This is a genomic window from Acinetobacter sp. TUM15064, assembly GCF_008980265.1.
GTDB lineage: Bacteria > Pseudomonadota > Gammaproteobacteria > Pseudomonadales > Moraxellaceae > Acinetobacter.
Map to the genome: position 1 here is coordinate 1 of NZ_BKFU01000067.1, position 17,434 is coordinate 17,434.

At 43.1% G+C, this 17,434-nt stretch carries 13 protein-coding genes, 1 tRNA gene and 1 pseudogene; 13 read left to right on the plus strand and 2 right to left on the minus strand.

What is annotated here, in order from left to right; genetic code table 11:
* The 10 genes and pseudogenes from GBI16_RS15320 to rpoC all read left to right on the plus strand — a co-directional run.
* Positions 1-215 (plus strand): annotated as a pseudogene (locus GBI16_RS15320) (elongation factor Tu); the annotation flags it as partial.
* Between the two features lie 48 nt (positions 216-263).
* Positions 264-339, plus strand: a tRNA-Trp gene (locus tag GBI16_RS15325).
* 75 nt (positions 340-414) lie between these two features.
* Entirely contained in the window at positions 415-855 is a 441-nt protein-coding gene (gene secE, locus GBI16_RS15330) for a preprotein translocase subunit SecE (RefSeq protein ID WP_151707392.1), read from the plus strand.
* Positions 856-862: 7 nt separating this feature from the next.
* Positions 863-1,396, plus strand: a complete 534-nt coding sequence (nusG, locus tag GBI16_RS15335) for a transcription termination/antitermination protein NusG (protein ID WP_004692772.1) — start codon at positions 863-865, stop codon at positions 1,394-1,396.
* Between the two features lie 117 nt (positions 1,397-1,513).
* Positions 1,514-1,942, plus strand: coding sequence for a 50S ribosomal protein L11 (rplK, locus tag GBI16_RS15340; protein WP_086209742.1), 429 nt, complete (start codon positions 1,514-1,516; stop codon positions 1,940-1,942).
* A gap of 3 nt (positions 1,943-1,945) precedes the next feature.
* Positions 1,946-2,641, plus strand: a complete 696-nt coding sequence (gene rplA, locus GBI16_RS15345) for a 50S ribosomal protein L1 (protein WP_086209741.1) — start codon at positions 1,946-1,948, stop codon at positions 2,639-2,641.
* A 298-nt stretch (positions 2,642-2,939) separates the two neighbouring features.
* Positions 2,940-3,446, plus strand: coding sequence for a 50S ribosomal protein L10 (rplJ, locus tag GBI16_RS15350; protein WP_151707393.1), 507 nt, complete (start codon positions 2,940-2,942; stop codon positions 3,444-3,446).
* A gap of 48 nt (positions 3,447-3,494) precedes the next feature.
* The gene (rplL, locus tag GBI16_RS15355) at positions 3,495-3,860 is read left to right on the plus strand and encodes a 50S ribosomal protein L7/L12 (RefSeq protein ID WP_004692767.1); all 366 of its coding nucleotides are present in this window, start codon (positions 3,495-3,497) and stop codon (positions 3,858-3,860) included.
* 301 nt (positions 3,861-4,161) lie between these two features.
* The gene (rpoB, locus tag GBI16_RS15360; RefSeq protein ID WP_086209739.1) at positions 4,162-8,250 is read left to right on the plus strand and encodes a DNA-directed RNA polymerase subunit beta; all 4,089 of its coding nucleotides are present in this window, start codon (positions 4,162-4,164) and stop codon (positions 8,248-8,250) included.
* A 153-nt stretch (positions 8,251-8,403) separates the two neighbouring features.
* Positions 8,404-12,603 (plus strand): DNA-directed RNA polymerase subunit beta', encoded by a 4,200-nt coding sequence (gene rpoC / locus GBI16_RS15365; protein ID WP_086209738.1) that lies wholly within the window; start codon positions 8,404-8,406, stop codon positions 12,601-12,603.
* Positions 12,604-12,714: 111 nt separating this feature from the next.
* Here rpoC and GBI16_RS15370 read toward each other — a convergent pair whose 3' ends face one another.
* Positions 12,715-13,566, minus strand: a complete 852-nt coding sequence (locus tag GBI16_RS15370; protein ID WP_086209737.1) for an alpha/beta hydrolase — start codon at positions 13,564-13,566, stop codon at positions 12,715-12,717.
* Positions 13,567-13,821: 255 nt separating this feature from the next.
* Here GBI16_RS15370 and GBI16_RS15375 point away from each other — a divergent pair, with 255 nt between their 5' ends.
* The gene (locus GBI16_RS15375) at positions 13,822-14,178 is read left to right on the plus strand and encodes a DNA transfer protein p32 (protein ID WP_086209736.1); all 357 of its coding nucleotides are present in this window, start codon (positions 13,822-13,824) and stop codon (positions 14,176-14,178) included.
* Positions 14,179-14,227: 49 nt separating this feature from the next.
* On the opposite strand, the gene GBI16_RS15380 is transcribed toward GBI16_RS15375, so the two are convergent.
* Positions 14,228-14,713, minus strand: coding sequence for a PaaI family thioesterase (locus tag GBI16_RS15380; RefSeq protein WP_086209735.1), 486 nt, complete (start codon positions 14,711-14,713; stop codon positions 14,228-14,230).
* Positions 14,714-14,829: 116 nt separating this feature from the next.
* Between GBI16_RS15380 and GBI16_RS15385 the strand changes: the two genes are divergently transcribed.
* Together GBI16_RS15385 and GBI16_RS15390 are read left to right on the plus strand one after the other, a co-directional pair.
* Positions 14,830-15,696 carry an alpha/beta fold hydrolase gene (locus tag GBI16_RS15385; protein ID WP_086209734.1) on the plus strand — a complete coding sequence of 289 codons (867 nt, stop codon included), beginning with the start codon at positions 14,830-14,832 and terminating at the stop codon, positions 15,694-15,696.
* 168 nt (positions 15,697-15,864) lie between these two features.
* The gene (locus tag GBI16_RS15390; protein ID WP_086209733.1) at positions 15,865-17,277 is read left to right on the plus strand and encodes a Na+/H+ antiporter family protein; all 1,413 of its coding nucleotides are present in this window, start codon (positions 15,865-15,867) and stop codon (positions 17,275-17,277) included.
* Positions 17,278-17,434 lie beyond the last annotated feature (157 nt).

Below are 17,434 nucleotides of genomic sequence, written 5' to 3' on the forward strand. Positions count from 1 at the left end.
TTAACGGTTACCGTCCACAGTTCTACTTCCGTACAACTGACGTAACTGGCGCGATCAAACTACAAGATGGCGTAGAAATGGTAATGCCTGGTGACAACGTTGAGATGTCAGTAGAATTAATCCACCCGATCGCAATGGACCCAGGTCTACGTTTTGCGATCCGTGAAGGTGGTCGTACAGTTGGTGCTGGTGTAGTTGCTAAAGTAACTGCATAATCATAAAATAAAAATGCAAATTGGGGTTTAGGCTCCAATTTGTTTTGCAGGCTAGTAGTTCAATTGGTAGAGCGTCGGTCTCCAAAACCGAATGTTGGGGGTTCGAGTCCCTCCTGGCCTGCCAACTTTTTTATAAAAGATCTTGATGTCGGCAAAACTGGTCATATAATAAGTCGCGAAACCTACGACGAGTACAAAAATGTCGAATGAAAAATTACGTGACGCACAAGGCGACGCGGCAATCCCTCAAAGAAATAATTCTGCTGAAGTAGTTAAATCGGGTTCTCCTTTAGACGTGGTCTTATGGATTATTGCATTGATTTTATTAATTGGTGCAACCATGGTGAATCAACATCTACCAGCATATTGGGCACCAGCCAACGATATCTGGGTGCGCGTTGGGGTAATTTTGGCTTGTATCATCGTGGCATTCGGTTTATTATACGCCACCCATCAAGGCAAAGGCTTTGCTCGTTTGTTGAAAGACTCGCGAATTGAGCTACGTCGAGTGACTTGGCCAACAAAGCAAGAAACCGTGACCACATCTTGGCAGGTGCTTGCAGTAGTTGTTGTTGCATCCATTTTATTATGGTGTTTTGACTACATTTTAGGCTGGTTAATGAAGTTTATTATCGGGTAAGAGAGCTATGAAACGTTGGTACATTATTCATGCCTATTCAGGTTATGAAAAACAAGTGATGCGTTCACTTAATGATCGAATCCAGCGTAGCGCTGTAGCCGATAGCTTTGGTGAAGTCCTTGTTCCTACCGAAGAAGTGGTAGAAATGAAGGATGGTAAGAAGCGTAAATCTGAACGTAAGTTCTTTCCAGGCTATGTATTGGTCGAAATGGAAATGAACGATGAAACTTGGCACATTGTTAAAGAATGTCCAAAAGTTTTAGGTTTTATTGGGGGTACGGCTGAGAAACCTGCACCAATTACCCAACGTGAAGCAGATGCGATTCTTGCTCGTGTACGCAATACTGGTGAAGCACCACGTCCGAAGACGATGTTTGAACCAGGCGAAGAATTACTCGTAATTGACGGTCCATTCACAGACTTTAAAGGTGTGGTGGAAGAGGTTCTATACGAAAAGTCACGTTTAACGTTGACTATTAATGTATTTAATCGACCAACTCAGGTTGAACTGGAATTTCGCCAAGTCGAAAAATCGGTTTAATAGATGTTGTTTGAAAACGCCTGACTTATTTATAGGTCGGGCATTGTTGTTGTAACGATATCGTTACTTATAAATTGGGGAGCCTTCACCGGCGTTTGTACCCAGAGGTAATTTGAAATGGCTAAGAAGATTGACGGCTATATCAAGCTGCAAGTTCCAGCTGGTAAAGCGAATCCATCTCCACCGATTGGTCCTGCACTAGGTCAACGTGGTGTTAACATCATGGCATTCTGTAAAGAATTCAATGCTGCAACACAAAAAGTTGAAGTTGGTTTACCAATTCCTGTTGTGATCACTGTGTACAACGACAAGTCGTTCACATTTATCATGAAAACTCCTCCTGCATCTATTCTTCTTAAGAAAGCTGCGGGCATTCAAAAGGGTTCATCTGTACCAAACAAAACTAAAGTTGGTAAGTTGACTCGTGCTCAATTAGAAGAAATCGCGACTACTAAGGAACCAGATTTGACTGGTGCTGATTTAGACGCACGTGTTCGTACCATCGCTGGTTCTGCACGTTCTATGGGCTTGGAAGTGGAGCTATAAGACATGGCAAAGTTAACTAAACGTCAAAAAGCCATTGCTGCTGCTATTGAAGCAAACAAAGTTTACACTTTAGAAGAAGCAGTTGCTGTTCTTGCTGGTCTTCCTGCTGCGAAATTCAAAGAATCTTTGGATGTTGCGGTAAACCTAGGTGTTGACCCTCGTAAATCTGACCAAGTTGTTCGTGGTGCAACTACACTTCCTGCAGGTACTGGTAAAACTGTACGTGTAGCTGTGTTTGCTCAAGGCGCTGCTGCTGAAGCTGCTAAAGCTGAAGGCGCGGACATTGTTGGTTTTGATGACCTTGCTGAAAGCATCCAAGCTGGTAACCTTGACTTCGACGTTGTGATTGCTGCTCCTGATGCAATGCGCGTTGTAGGTAAATTAGGTACGATCCTTGGTCCACGTGGCTTAATGCCAAACCCTAAAGTGGGTACTGTAACTCCTGACGTAGCTACTGCAGTTAAAAATGCAAAAGCTGGTCAAGCACGTTACCGCGTAGACAAAGCAGGTATTATCCATGCTGCGATCGGTCAAGTAGGTTTTACTGCTGAAGCTGTTCGTCAAAACGTTGAAGCGTTAATCGCTGACCTTAAGAAAGCAAAACCTGCAACTTCTAAGGGTGTTTACATCAAAAAGATCACTTTAAGCTCAACTATGGGTCCTGGTCTTACTGTTGATGTACAGAACGTTTCTAACTAAGTTTAACTTAGACAGAATTTTAAAGCCCTGAGTAAAAATCAAAGCGCTGCTTTGATTTTTACGCAAGAAACGCTCTGTCGTATTTTGCAAACTTAGGCAAACTTTGAATTGATAAATGTAAATTTGTCAGCGTCAAAGACCTCAGGCGAGAGTAATTTCGATTACTTTCTTAATTTTCCAGCCTGAGTAGACGCGGTGGTGTGATTTGTTCATCCTCCGCGTGTAAGTTCAGTGATGAACTTACGAATTGGGAGTGTACTTCGCGTAAGTACATAAATCACCGTTAGGAGGTTTTACAATGGCTCTTCTTATCGAAGGCAAAAAACAGATCGTTGCTGAAGTAACTGAAGTTGCTTCTACTGCGTTTGCTGCTGTTGTTGCTGACTACCAAGGTTTAACTGTTGAGCAATTAACTGCTCTTCGTGTTGAAGCTCGTAAGTTAGGTGTTGCTACACGTGTTGTACGTAATACTTTGGCTAAACGTGCTCTTCAAGATACGCAATTCAATATCTTGAACGACAACCTTGTTGGCCCAACAATTTTAGCTTTCTCAACTTCTGCAGATGATATGGGTGCTGCGGCACGCTTATTCGAAGAATTTGCGAAAACTAATAAAGCATTTGAACTTAAAGCTGCTGCATTTGAAGGCAAACTTTATCAAGGCGCAGAAGTTAGCGTTATCGCGAATCTTCCAAACCAAGAGAAAGCGCTTACTATGCTTGCAAGCGTTCTTCAAGCTCCTATTTCGAAATTGGGTCGCTTACTTACAGCGCTTCAAGAGAAAAACGAGTCAGAAGCTGCATAAGCTCAAACTTAAACACACATCATTCAATACCCATTTGGAGTTACTCTCATGGCTTTAACAAACGAAGAAATCTTAAACGCAGTTGCTGAAAAAACTGTTCTTGAACTTGTTGAACTTATTTCTGCTTTCGAAGAAAAATTCAATGTATCAGCTGCTGCTGTAGCTGTAGCTGCAGGTCCTGCTGCTGCTGCTGCTGAAGAGCAATCAGAATTCAACGTTGAGTTGACTTCTTTCGGCGCGAACAAAGTAGCTGTAATTAAAGCAGTTCGTGAAATCACTGGTCTTGGCTTGAAAGAAGCTAAAGACATGGTTGAAGGTGCTCCTTCAGTTCTTAAAGAAGCTGTTTCTAAAGAAGAAGCTGAAGAACTTAAGAAGAAACTTGAAGAGACTGGTGCTACTATTACTATTAAGTAATGTTACCAGGGGGAGAATATTATTTTCTCCCCAAAAATTGGCTGATGGCTCTTGGGTCATCAGCCTTTTTGCGTTACAATAATCGGCTCGATTTTTGTTTGCTTGGTGGAAAATCCATCAAATTAAAATAAAGATAAAAATCAAACGCTTACCAATATTTTTCAAATTTAAAAATATTGGTAAGCGTTTCAATACCACTGAAAATTGCAGCATTTGTAAAAAGTGGTGGCCATATCGGCCTGCGTAATTCCTTCTGAGCCCGTTCTGCAGGCGGGCTCGGTTTACTTTCCGAGGACTCCAGATGGCATACTCATATACCGAAAAGAAACGGATCCGTAAGAATTTTGGTAAATTGCCTAGTGTTATGGATGCTCCGTACTTGCTCGCGATTCAAGTCGACTCGTACAGAACATTTTTACAAGATGGCAAATCACCAAAAAACCGCGAAGATATCGGTCTGCAAGCCGCGTTTCGTTCAGTTTTTCCTATAGAAAGTTATTCTGGCAATGCTGCTTTAGAATTTGTTGAGTATAGTCTTGGTAAGCCTGAGTTTGATGTACGCGAATGTATTCTTCGTGGCTCAACTTATGCAGCACCAATGCGCGTAAAAATTCGTTTGATCTTAAAGGATCGTGAAACGAAGTCTATTAAAGACGTGCGTGAGCAAGAAGTGTACATGGGTGAAATGCCACTCATGACGGATAACGGTACTTTTGTGATCAATGGTACTGAGCGTGTAATCGTATCTCAATTACACCGCTCTCCAGGCGTGTTCTTCGATCACGATAAAGGCAAAACCCACTCAAGTGGTAAAGTACTTTATTCTGCACGTATTATTCCTTACCGTGGTTCATGGTTAGATTTCGAATTTGATGCCAAAGACCTTGTTTATGTACGTATTGACCGCCGTCGTAAATTACTTGCGACTGTGGTTCTACGCGCACTCGGCTATGACAACACGCAAATCTTAGATCTATTCTATGAAAAAGTGCCTGTATACCTAGACATGGGTAGTTACCAGATTGACCTCGTACCTGAGCGTTTACGCGGCGAAATGGCACAGTTTGACATCGTAGATAACGATGGCAAAACGATTGTTGAGCAAGGTAAACGTATTAACGCACGTCACGTGCGTCAAATGGAAGCTGCAGGTCTTGAAAAACTTTCAGTACCTGATGAGTACTTGTACGAGCGTATTACTGCTGAAGACATCACTTTAAAAGATGGTGATGTGATTGCAGCAAATACTTTGCTTAGCCATGAAGTGATGGTGAAGTTGGCTGAAGGTGGTGTTAAACAATTTAACATTCTATTCACCAATGACATTGACCGTGGTTCATTCGTTGCAGATACTTTACGCGCAGATACAACGACAGGCCGTGAAGAAGCACTGGTTGAAATCTACAAAGTGATGCGTCCAGGCGAGCCACCGACGAAAGAAGCTGCTGAAAATCTATTCAATAACTTGTTCTTCTCTTCTGAACGTTATGACCTCTCTCCAGTCGGTCGTATGAAGTTCAACCGTCGTTTGGGTCGTCCTTACGAAGTGGGTACAGATCAGAAGTCACGTGAAGTTGAAGGCATTTTGTCGAACGAAGATATCACTGATGTACTCAAAACATTGGTTGAAATCCGTAACGGTAAAGGTGAAGTCGACGATATCGACCACTTAGGTAACCGTCGCGTACGTTCAGTTGGTGAAATGACTGAAAACCAATTCCGTGTTGGTTTAGTTCGTGTAGAGCGTGCAGTTAAAGAACGTTTAAGCCAAGCTGAAACAGATAACTTGTCTCCGCAAGATTTAATCAATGCGAAGCCAGTTGCCGCTGCAATCAAAGAATTCTTTGGTTCAAGCCAATTGTCTCAGTTCATGGACCAAAACAATCCATTGTCTGAGATTACGCACAAGCGTCGTGTATCTGCACTTGGTCCGGGCGGTTTGACACGTGAGCGTGCAGGCTTTGAGGTACGTGACGTACACCAAACTCACTATGGTCGTGTATGTCCAATTGAAACGCCTGAGGGTCCAAACATTGGTTTGATCAACTCGCTTTCAGTTTATGCGAAGTGTAATAACTTCGGTTTCTTGGAAACACCATACCGTAAAGTAGTTGATGGTCGTGTAACTGATGAAGTTGAATACTTATCTGCAATTGAAGAAGTGGGTACTGTCATTGCACAGGCCGATTCTGCAGTTGATAAAGATGGTACGTTAACTGAAGAAATGGTTTCTGTACGTCACCAAGGTGACTTCGTTCGTATGTCACCTGAAAAAGTAACGCATATGGACGTATCTGCACAACAGGTTGTTTCTGTTGCAGCATCGCTTATTCCATTCCTTGAACACGATGACGCCAACCGTGCATTGATGGGTTCAAACATGCAACGTCAGGCTGTTCCGACATTGCTTGCTGACAAGCCGCTTGTTGGTACAGGTATGGAAGCAAACGTAGCACGTGACTCAGGTGTGTGTGTGATCGCAAACCGTGGTGGTGTGATTGAGTTTGTTGATGCATCTCGTGTAGTCATTCGTGTCAATGAAGACGAGATGGTTGCTGGTGAAGCAGGTGTAGATATTTACAACCTGATCAAATATACCCGTTCGAACCAAAATACATGTATCAACCAAAACGTTGTTGTACGTTTAGGTGATAAAGTGGCTCGTGGTGATGTTCTTGCCGATGGTCCTTCGACTGATGGCGGTGAGCTTGCACTGGGTCAAAACATGCGCGTTGCGTTCATGACGTGGAATGGTTACAACTATGAAGACTCGATCTTACTTTCAGAGCGCGTACTTCAAGAAGACCGTTTAACCTCGATTCACATCCAAGAATTGTCATGTGTCGCACGTGATACTAAGTTAGGTGCAGAAGAAATTACTGCCGATATTCCTAACGTTGGTGAAGCTGCACTGTCTAAGTTGGATGAGTCTGGTATTGTTTATATCGGTGCTGAAGTAACTGCTGGTGATATCCTTGTGGGTAAAGTAACCCCTAAAGGTGAAACACAGTTAACACCTGAAGAAAAATTGCTTCGTGCAATCTTCGGTGAAAAAGCTGCTGATGTGAAAGATTCATCATTACGCGTTCCATCGGGTACTAAAGGTACCGTGATTGACGTTCAAGTGTTTACACGTGATGGTCTTGAAAAAGATGAACGTGCTCAAGCAATTGAAAAAGCGCAACTTGATGCATACCGTAAAGACTTGAAAGAAGAATACAAAATCTTTGAAGAAGCAGCACGTGAACGTATTGTTCGTTTGTTGACAGGTCAAGAGTCGAACGGTGGTGGTACAACTAAACGTGGCGACAAGCTTTCTGAAGATGTGTTGTCTGGTTTAGAGTTGGTTGATTTACTTGAAATCCAACCAAGTGATGAAGCGATTGCTGAACGTTTAACACAAATTCAAGTGTTCTTGAAAGAAAAGAGCTTTGAAATTGATGAGAAGTTTGCAGAGAAAAAACGCAAACTTTCTACAGGTGATGAATTAACAACAGGTGTATTGAAAGTTGTTAAGGTTTACTTGGCTGTTAAACGTCGCATCCAACCGGGTGATAAGATGGCGGGTCGTCACGGTAACAAGGGTGTTGTTTCTAACATCTTGCCAGTTGAAGATATGCCGCACGATGCCAATGGTGTTCCAGTCGATATCGTATTGAACCCGCTGGGTGTACCGTCACGTATGAACGTGGGTCAGATTCTAGAGACTCACTTAGGTATGGCAGCGAAAGGTCTTGGCGAAGAAATCGACAAGATGTTAAAAGCGCAACGTACTGTACTTGAGCTTCGTGGATTCTTAGACAAGATTTATAACAAAGTTGGTGGCGAGCAAGAAGATCTTGATAGCTTAACTGATGATGAGATCTTGGTTCTTTCTGGTAACCTTCGTAAGGGTGTTCCACTTGCAACGCCTGTATTTGATGGTGCTGAAGAATCACAAATTAAAGACTTATTAGAGCTTGCGAACATTTCACGTACTGGTCAAACAGTATTATATGATGGTCGTACAGGTGAACAGTTTGACCGTCCTGTAACTGTAGGTTACATGTACATGCTGAAACTGAACCACTTGGTAGACGACAAGATGCACGCGCGTTCTACTGGTTCTTACTCATTAGTTACTCAACAGCCGCTTGGTGGTAAAGCACAATTCGGTGGTCAGCGTTTCGGTGAGATGGAAGTCTGGGCGCTTGAAGCATATGGCGCAGCTTACACGCTTCAAGAAATGCTTACTGTTAAGTCGGATGACGTTGAAGGTCGTACCCGTATCTATAAGAACATTGTAGATGGTAACCATTATATGGACCCAGGTATGCCTGAATCGTTCAACGTATTGACCAAAGAGATCCGTTCTTTAGGTATCAACATTGAACTGAAAAATGGTGACTAAGAAATCTCCCCCAGCCCCTCTTTATTAAAGAGGGGAGCAAGTCCCCCTTTATAAAGGGGGATTTAGGGGGATTAGATATTCCCAAATTTCAGTAAAAACAATATTTGTGACCCAGTTGGGAGAGCGTAGCTCCCCAACACACGGAGAAAAAAATTGAAAGACTTGCTCGATATCATGCGCAAAAAGACGGATTCAGACGGTCATGCTCCAGTTGAGTTTGATCGCATCCGTATTGGTCTTGCGTCACCAGAAATGATTAAGTCATGGTCTCATGGTGAAGTTAAAAAGCCTGAAACCATTAACTATCGTACGTTCAAACCAGAACGTGATGGTTTATTCTGTGCCAAAATTTTTGGTCCAGTCAAAGATTACGAATGCTTGTGTGGTAAATACAAGCGTATGAAATACAAAGGCGTCATTTGTGAAAAATGTGGCGTTGAAGTAACAACTGCGAAAGTTCGTCGTGAGCGTATGGGTCACATCGAGCTGGCGTCTCCAGTTGCACACATTTGGTTCTTAAAATCACTTCCAAGTCGTATCGGTCTATTATTAGACATGACTTTACGTGATATTGAACGTGTATTGTATTTCGAATCTTACGTGGTTACTGACCCAGGTATGACTCCATTTGAGAAATACCAACTTTTAAACGATGAAGAATACTTCAATGCTTTAGAAGAACACGGTGATGAATTCACTGCGAAAATGGGTGCAGAAGCCGTTCAAGACTTGTTAAAAGACATTGATCTTGAAAACGAAATTTCACGTTTACGTGAAGAAATTCCAAACACAACGTCTGAGACGAAGCTGAAAAAAGCGTCTAAGCGTTTGAAGTTGATGGAAGCGTTTAAAGAGTCAAACAACAAGCCAGAATGGATGGTGATGAATGTACTTCCAGTACTTCCACCAGATCTTCGTCCGTTAGTACCGCTGGAAGGTGGTCGTTTCGCGACTTCTGATTTGAATGACCTTTACCGTCGTGTGATCAACCGTAACAACCGTTTGAAGCGTCTACTTGACCTTGCAGCGCCAGACATTATCGTACGTAACGAAAAACGTATGTTACAAGAGTCTGTCGATGCATTGTTAGACAACGGTCGTCGTGGTCGTGCAATCACAGGTTCGAACAAACGTCCGCTTAAATCTTTGGCTGACATGATCAAAGGTAAGCAAGGTCGTTTCCGTCAAAACTTACTTGGTAAGCGTGTAGACTATTCAGGTCGTTCGGTCATTACCGTAGGTCCTACTTTACGTTTGCACCAATGTGGTCTTCCGAAGAAAATGGCACTTGAACTCTTCAAGCCATTCATTTTCGCGAAACTACAAGCATCTGGCCAAGCAACCACCATTAAAGCTGCGAAGAAAATGGTTGAGCGCGAAACGCCAGAAGTTTGGGACGTTCTTGCTCACGTGATTCGTCAACACCCTGTGATGTTGAACCGTGCGCCTACACTTCACCGTTTGGGTCTTCAAGCATTTGAACCGATTCTGATTGAAGGTAAAGCAATCCGTCTTCACCCGCTCGTTTGTGCTGCGTTTAACGCCGACTTCGACGGTGACCAAATGGCGGTACACGTACCATTAACACTTGAAGCGCAGTTAGAAGCGCGTGCGTTAATGATGTCGACCAACAACATCTTGTCTCCAGCGAACGGTGAGCCAATCATCGTACCGTCTCAGGACGTTGTCTTAGGCTTGTATTACATCACGCGTGATGCGATCAATGCCAAAGGTGAAGGCATGGTGTTTGCAGATACTCACGAAGTGAACCGTGCACTTGCAACAGGTCAGGTCAATTTACATGCTCGCGTAAAAGCACGTGTACACCAGACTGTGATTGATGAAAATGGTAACCGTGAACAGCAAACCATTGTTGTGGATACCACACCTGGTCGCTGCTTACTTTGGGAAGTTGTGCCAGAAGGTATGGATTTCCAACAAATCAACGTTGAGATGACCAAGAAAAACATCTCTAAATTGATTAACTCTTGCTACCGTAAATTAGGTCTTAAAGATACAGTGATCTTTGCGGACCAATTGATGTACTTGGGTTTCCGTCAAGCGACACGTTCAGGCGTATCGGTCGGTATGGAAGACATGGTGATTCCACCTGCGAAGTACTCAATTATTGAAAAAGCGGAAGTTGAAGTTCGTGAAATTGAGCAACAGTTCGAACAAGGTTTCGTAACTGCGGGCGAACGTTACAACAAAGTGGTCGATATTTGGGCACGTACCAACGACCAAGTAGCGAAAGCGATGATGGACAACTTGTCTTTTACCACTGTTAAAAACAAACAGGGTGAAGATGAGAAGCAAAAATCATTCAACTCGATCTATATGATGTCTGACTCAGGTGCCCGTGGTTCGGCAGCTCAGATTCGTCAGTTAGCGGGTATGCGTGGTTTGATGGCGAAACCAGATGGTTCGATCATTGAAACTCCAATTAAAGCGAACTTCCGTGAAGGTTTGACCGTACTTCAGTACTTCATTTCAACACACGGTGCGCGTAAAGGTTTGGCCGATACAGCACTGAAAACAGCAAACTCTGGTTACTTGACACGTCGTCTTGTAGACGTAGCACAAGACTTGGTTATTACTGAGCCTGACTGTGGTACTTTGGGCGGTCTTGTCATGACTCCGTTCATTCAAGGCGGTGACGTGATCGAGAACTTAGGTACTCGAGTACTGGGCCGTGTTGTTGCTGAAGATGTGAAGAAAGCAGGTTCTGACGACGTTATCCTACCACGTAACACTTTGATTGATGAGAAACTTGCAAACTTCTTGGAAGAGCAAGGTGTCGATGAAGTTAAAGTACGTTCAGTGGTTGCGTGTGAATCTACATTCGGCGTATGTGCGAAATGTTATGGTCGTGACCTTGCACGTGGTCATCAGGTGAACCCTGGTGAGTCTGTGGGTGTTATGGCTGCGCAGTCGATTGGTGAGCCGGGTACACAGTTAACAATGCGTACCTTCCACGTAGGTGGTGCTGCAAGCCGAACGTCTGCTGCAAACAGCGTACAAGTTCGTAACAAAGGTACCGTACGTTTCCACAATGTGAAAACAGTACAACATGCTAAAGGTCACTTGGTATCGACTTCTCGTTCAGGCGAAATTGGTATTGCAGATGATTTAGGCCGTGAGCGTGAGCGTTATAAACTGCCATACGGTGCGTCTATCTTGTTGAAAGATGGCGAAGCTGTAGAAGCAGGCGGTATCGTAGCGACTTGGGATCCGCACACCCACCCACTTGTAACAGAAGTTGCAGGTAAAGTACGTTTCAGCCAAATCGCTGATGGCGTCACTGTTACCTCTAAAACTGATGATGCAACAGGTATGACGACGATTGAAATCTTACCTGTGACTGCACGTCCTGCGTCTGGTAAAGATTTACGTCCTGCGGTTGTTCTTGATACGACGGATGGTGGTGAGCAGTTCTACTTCCTACCACAAAACACGATTCTTTCTGTCCGTGATGGCGAAACAATCGGTGTGGGTGACGTTATTGGTCGTGTACCACAAGAAACTTCACGTACACGTGACATTACCGGTGGTCTACCGCGTGTAGCTGACTTGTTCGAAGCGCGTAAACCGAAAGAGCATGCAATTCTTGCTGAAATTTCAGGTGTTGTAAGCTTCGGTAAAGAGACTAAAGGTAAGAACCGTTTAGTGATTACTCCAGATGATGGTTCTGAGATCTATGAAGAGCTGATTCCTAAATGGCGTACCATTAACGTGTTCGAGGGTGAGCATGTCAACCGCGGTGAAACCATTTCTGATGGTCCACAAAACCCGCATGACATCTTGCGTTTGAAAGGTGAAGTTGCATTAACCAACTACATCGTGAACGAAGTTCAAGACGTTTACCGTCTGCAAGGTGTAAAAATCAACGACAAGCACATTGAAGTCATCGTACGTCAAATGTTGCGTAAAGTTGATATCACTGATGGCGGTGATACAAGCTTCATCAAAGGCGAACAAGTGGATTACATCCGCGTGATGCAAGAGAACCAAGCTGTTCTTGCGCAAAACAAGTTCCCTGCGAAGTTTGAACGTCAATTGATGGGTATTACTAAAGCGTCGCTTTCTACTGACTCATTTATCTCTGCTGCATCGTTCCAGGAAACCACTCGCGTGTTAACTGAAGCGGCTGTAACAGGTAAAGAAGATGATTTACGTGGCTTGAAAGAGAACGTGGTTGTAGGTCGTTTGATTCCTGCAGGTACGGGTCTTGCGTATCACTTAGAGCGTCGTCGTCAAGAAGCTGAAGCTGCAGAGCATGAGCTTGTAAACGACTTCTCTGATGTGGATCAAGCATTAAGCCAAGCATTTAGCGATGAGTTTAACGGTCTGTAATTAGCCCTTTAAATGAATAAAAAGCCACCTTCGGGTGGCTTTTTTATGCGTGCTAAACAGCAATGCCATGCTTATTTTTTGAAGTAAGCGAGTTACATTAATCACATTCAGTTAATGAGTTTGTATAAATTGATTCACTGCTTCGGTATATTTATAATTTTTTCCTAAAGAGTTATTGATTTCAGTATGCGAAAGCGGAATAGCGAGTAATTGTGCCTGAGTACCAACGCTTTGTGCTTGTTGAATGAATTGCTGTGCTTGAATACAGGGTTGGTCTGGACGAATTGTTGAACAAACAGCAAGAAATGCAGGTAAGCTTTGATGAATTTGTAAGACAGGAGAAAGCGCTTTCCAATTTGAGGGTTGAGTGCCAAAGGCTTGATCATAAAATCGAGCATGCCGAGTTTGCATGATCTTTTCGATATTGTAAGCGGCACTATCTAAAGCAATGGTGGTTCGCCAAGCTCGAGGTTGTGCTATTAACCAAGAGGGGCGTGTGCTCAGTAGGCTCACTAAATGAGCGCCAGCCGAGTGTCCCATCAGCACAAGTTGTGTGGGGTCAGCATGCCAATCAGAGGCATGGTTTTGAATATAAATTAATGCTGTTGCGACATCTTGGGTTTGTTGTTGTACTGTCGCCTCAGGAACTAAGCGATAATTGATTGAAATAAATATCCAACCTCGTTGTCCCCAATAATCCACTTTATTTTTGATCACCACAGTATTATTTTTATCACCTATGCTCCAAGCACCGCCATGGACCATAACCATTAATGGTGCGTTTTTTTGATCTGCTAAAGGCTTAGATGGAAAATAAACATCCATCATTTGCTTAGCATGATGGCCATAAGCAACATTTTTGAGTGATTTTACTGTAGATGAGCTTTGACTATTGAGTACATCTGCACGTGCAGAAGGATTGAGGCAGAGTAACAGGAATATTGAAGTAACAAGTATTTTCATTCTTTTTTCCTTTAAATTCAAAGGTTAAAATGAGTTAAGGATTCTTTCTACAATTTCTTGAATTAAAAGATTTAAGTTATTTACTCGGGGTGATCTCAAATGAACAAAGTGATATTTCATAGATCAAATGGTCTTTTTACTTGGTTTGCATTATTACAAAAAAGAAAATAATGCACGGGGTGCAATTACATAATTTGATCATTTTGTGTAGAAAATAAGACTATGCTTTGATCATAGTGTAAAGGAGTTTTGAATATGAAAAAAATAATGGGTGTAGTCTCGACTTTGGTTTTATCAACACTGATGTTCACAGGCTGTGAAAATATGAGTCCTTCTGAGCAGCGTATTGGTACAGCTGCTTTAGGCGGTGCCGTGGGTGGTGCTGCGGGTAATAGTCTTGGTGGTGGTGTCGGTGCTGCGATTGGTGGTGGTGCAGGCGCAGCGGTGGGAAGTAAAACCCAAGGTGGCTCAAACCGTAATGCAACCTACAGTGGTGTTGGTGGTGCGATTGGTTCTGCTGTAGGTAAAAGCGTAATCGGTGGCAATACAGGGGCCGCGATTGGTGGCGCGATTGGTGGTGGCGCAGGTGCTGCAATTGAGGAGCGTAAATAATCTTTTCAGCAGAGCTCTATATAAAGGCACTTCATTGGGAAGTGCTTTTTTATTGCTGAGCTGGTTTTGGTTTTTTACGACGGATATATAAGGTTTTCTCCACTTGTGCAATTCGAATACCCGCATCATCATAAATATTCAGCGTATAAATACGGTGGACAGGGGCATAATTTTCAGCAAGTTGTTTGATCGTTTCAATTTCTTGGGCATCGAGACGAAAGTCTGCGTAGACGGTACTACGCCCTGGGCTGAGAAATTGGATAGTGGCTGATTTGTCCCAAACAATATATTTAGTCCCAAGATGATACATCAGTAAAGTCATATAAAAAGGATCGACCATCGCATATAAACTCCCACCAAAATGTACGCCGACAATATTGCGGTTTTGACGAGTAAGCGGCATTTTGACTCGGATGTGGTAGTTTTTAGGATCAAACTTCTCAATTTCAATACCTGCACCTTTAAAGGGGGCAAAATGGTTAAGAACGTATTTTGTGACAATCGGTGTTGTCACCAATTTTTTTAAAATGCTCATTTCGGTCAATGGTATCTGATGAACTTCTATCCATACTAGAGAAGATGGAAACAATTGGCATTGATCGTTTTGCCAGTGAAGGATAAAAAATAGTCAATAACAATAAGGAGCTGAATATGGAGCTGCAAAGTTACTGGGTACAGACCACAGACCAGCAGAGACTTTATGTGAAAACATGGGGCAATGCGCAGAATCCTACCTTGGTCTTGGTGCATGGTTATCCAGACAATCAAGAGGTTTGGGAGCCTGTGATTGAGCATCTGGTGGAAAATTTTTATATTGTCACTTATGACGTTCGTGGGGCTGGGATGTCCAGTGTTCCCCGTCGTACACGTGCTTATGCATTGCCTCAGCTGTCATTGGACTTAGAACGTGTGGTGAATAGTGTCATTCCAGAACGTAGTTTTCATTTGGTGGCGCATGACTGGGGTTCGATTCAGTCATGGGAGTCTGCGACTGAGCCAAAATTTAGAGAGCGTATGCTGTCATTTACCACCATTTCAGGTCCATGCTTAGACCATGCTGCATTTTGGATGCGGGAACAGTTTAAACAACACAAGCCTCAGTTTTTGAAGCAGTTGAGTAAGTCATGGTACATTGCGGCTTTTCAGTTGCCTTTTTTGGCACCGACTGTTTGGCAGTTTTTTAGCCCTGAGCATTGGGGTAAAGTTTTATCACGTTTAGAGGGGCGTTCAGACTTACCACTGAATCATCACATTGTGGCAGATGGTAAACATGGGGTTGCACTTTATCGAGCTAACTTCATTCCACGTCTGGCAAAACCTAGAGAACGCTTTGCCATTTGCCCAGTACAAGCGATTGTGTTGGAGCAAGATCAGTTTGTGAGCCCTGCTTTAATTGATGAAATGCCGAAGTGGGCTGAGAATTTCCAACGGGTGAATGTGAATGCTAACCATTGGGCCATCTTGAGTCAGCCTAAAACGATTGCGGGCCTGATTAGCAAATTTGTGGGTAAAGCATAAATTTACCATGGGCTTGTTATAGGACTAAAACTGACTGATAACAAGCCTATCGAAGTGAAAAATCAGACCTTGGGGTTATATAATAGCTTTGGATAAAGCTGAGCAAATTACAGTTTCGACCAATTGAATCTGCTAAAATACCGTTTTTTTTATCATCTTAAGTTTTCCATGAATGCAGTAGTAATTGCGATTGCCGTGATGTTTATTTTGTCACTGGCACGAGTTTCTGTTGTTTTGACTTTGGTCATTTCAGCAATTATTGGTGGATTGGTTGCGGGGCTCAGTTTATCCGATACTGTAAGCGCATTTAATGCAGGTTTAGGTGATGGTGCTGAAGTGGCTTTAGCCTATGCGGTGCTTGGAGCATTTGCTTTGGCGCTGTCTAAATCAGGCTTACCTGATTTATTGGCGCATAAATTGATTGGTTTATTAGGAGTCGAAGTTTCACATCAACGTGCGCGTAAGGTGAAATACTTACTGTTGACGATTTTACTTGTTGCGGCCATTTGTTCACAAAACTTAATTCCAGTCCATATCGCATTTATTCCAGTATTGGTTCCACCACTGTTAAAAGTGATGAATCACTTGAACTTAGACCGTCGTGCGGCAGCCTGTGTACTGACTTTAGGCTTGGTCGGAACCTATATTTTCCTGCCCGTTGGTTTTGGTGCGATTTTCCTTGAACAAATTTTGATGGGCAATATCAACAAGATTGGTGCTGCATATAATTTGCATGTTGAACGTTGGATGATGCCTGTAGGAATGGCCATTCCTGTATTGGGGATGGTGATTGGTACTCTAGTGGCGGTATTCGTTAGCTATCGTAAACCGCGTCATTATATCGACCGTGAAGTGGTACGTGTGACCACGATTGATTTGGATAAACCGATCCGTGCAGGTGAAGTGAATCTGGCTCAAGATGCTGAAGAGCTCAAACGTGAAGCCGAAAATGTACCCGTGATTGCAAAGAAAACCATCTTCATGGCGCTTCTAGCGATTGTTCTAACCCTCATTGCGCAGTTGTATTCAGGCTCTATGATTTTAGGTGGCTTGGTTGGTTTTGCGGTGTTGTCTGGGGCGGGTATTTTTAAATGGCAAGAAGCGGATGATGTCTTTGTACAAGGCATGCGCATGATGGCTTTGGTTGGCTTCATCATGATTTCTGCGGCAGGTTTTGCCTCAGTGATGACCCATACGGGTGATATTAACCAACTGGTTAATGGCGTAGTACACGTGATTGGGGATAACCATGCTTTGGCTGCATTCCTCATGCTGTTCATTGGCTTATTTGTAACCATCGGGATTGGTTCATCGTTTTCCAGTGTTCCTGTCTTGGCCGTGATTTATGTACCGCTGTGTGTCCAGTTTGGTTTTTCTCCTTTAGCGACCGTAGCGCTGATTGGTACCGCAGCAGCACTTGGTGATGCTGGTTCTCCAGCCTCAGACTCCACTTTGGGGCCGACTGCGGGTCTAGGGGTGGATGGTCAACATGATCATATTTGGGATACAGTCGTGCCGACCTTTATTCACTTTAATATTCCATTGCTGATTTTTGGTTGGATTGCTGCCATGGTGTTGTAATTTAAACCCAGATTATTTTAAAGGGCGATTTTAATGAATCGCCTTTTTTATTATCAAATCAGATTAAAATAATCAGGTTTATAATATTAATTCGTATTAAATGAGTCGGAATTTAAAATCAATATATTTTGATTTTTTATTGTTCTTCTATAACTAA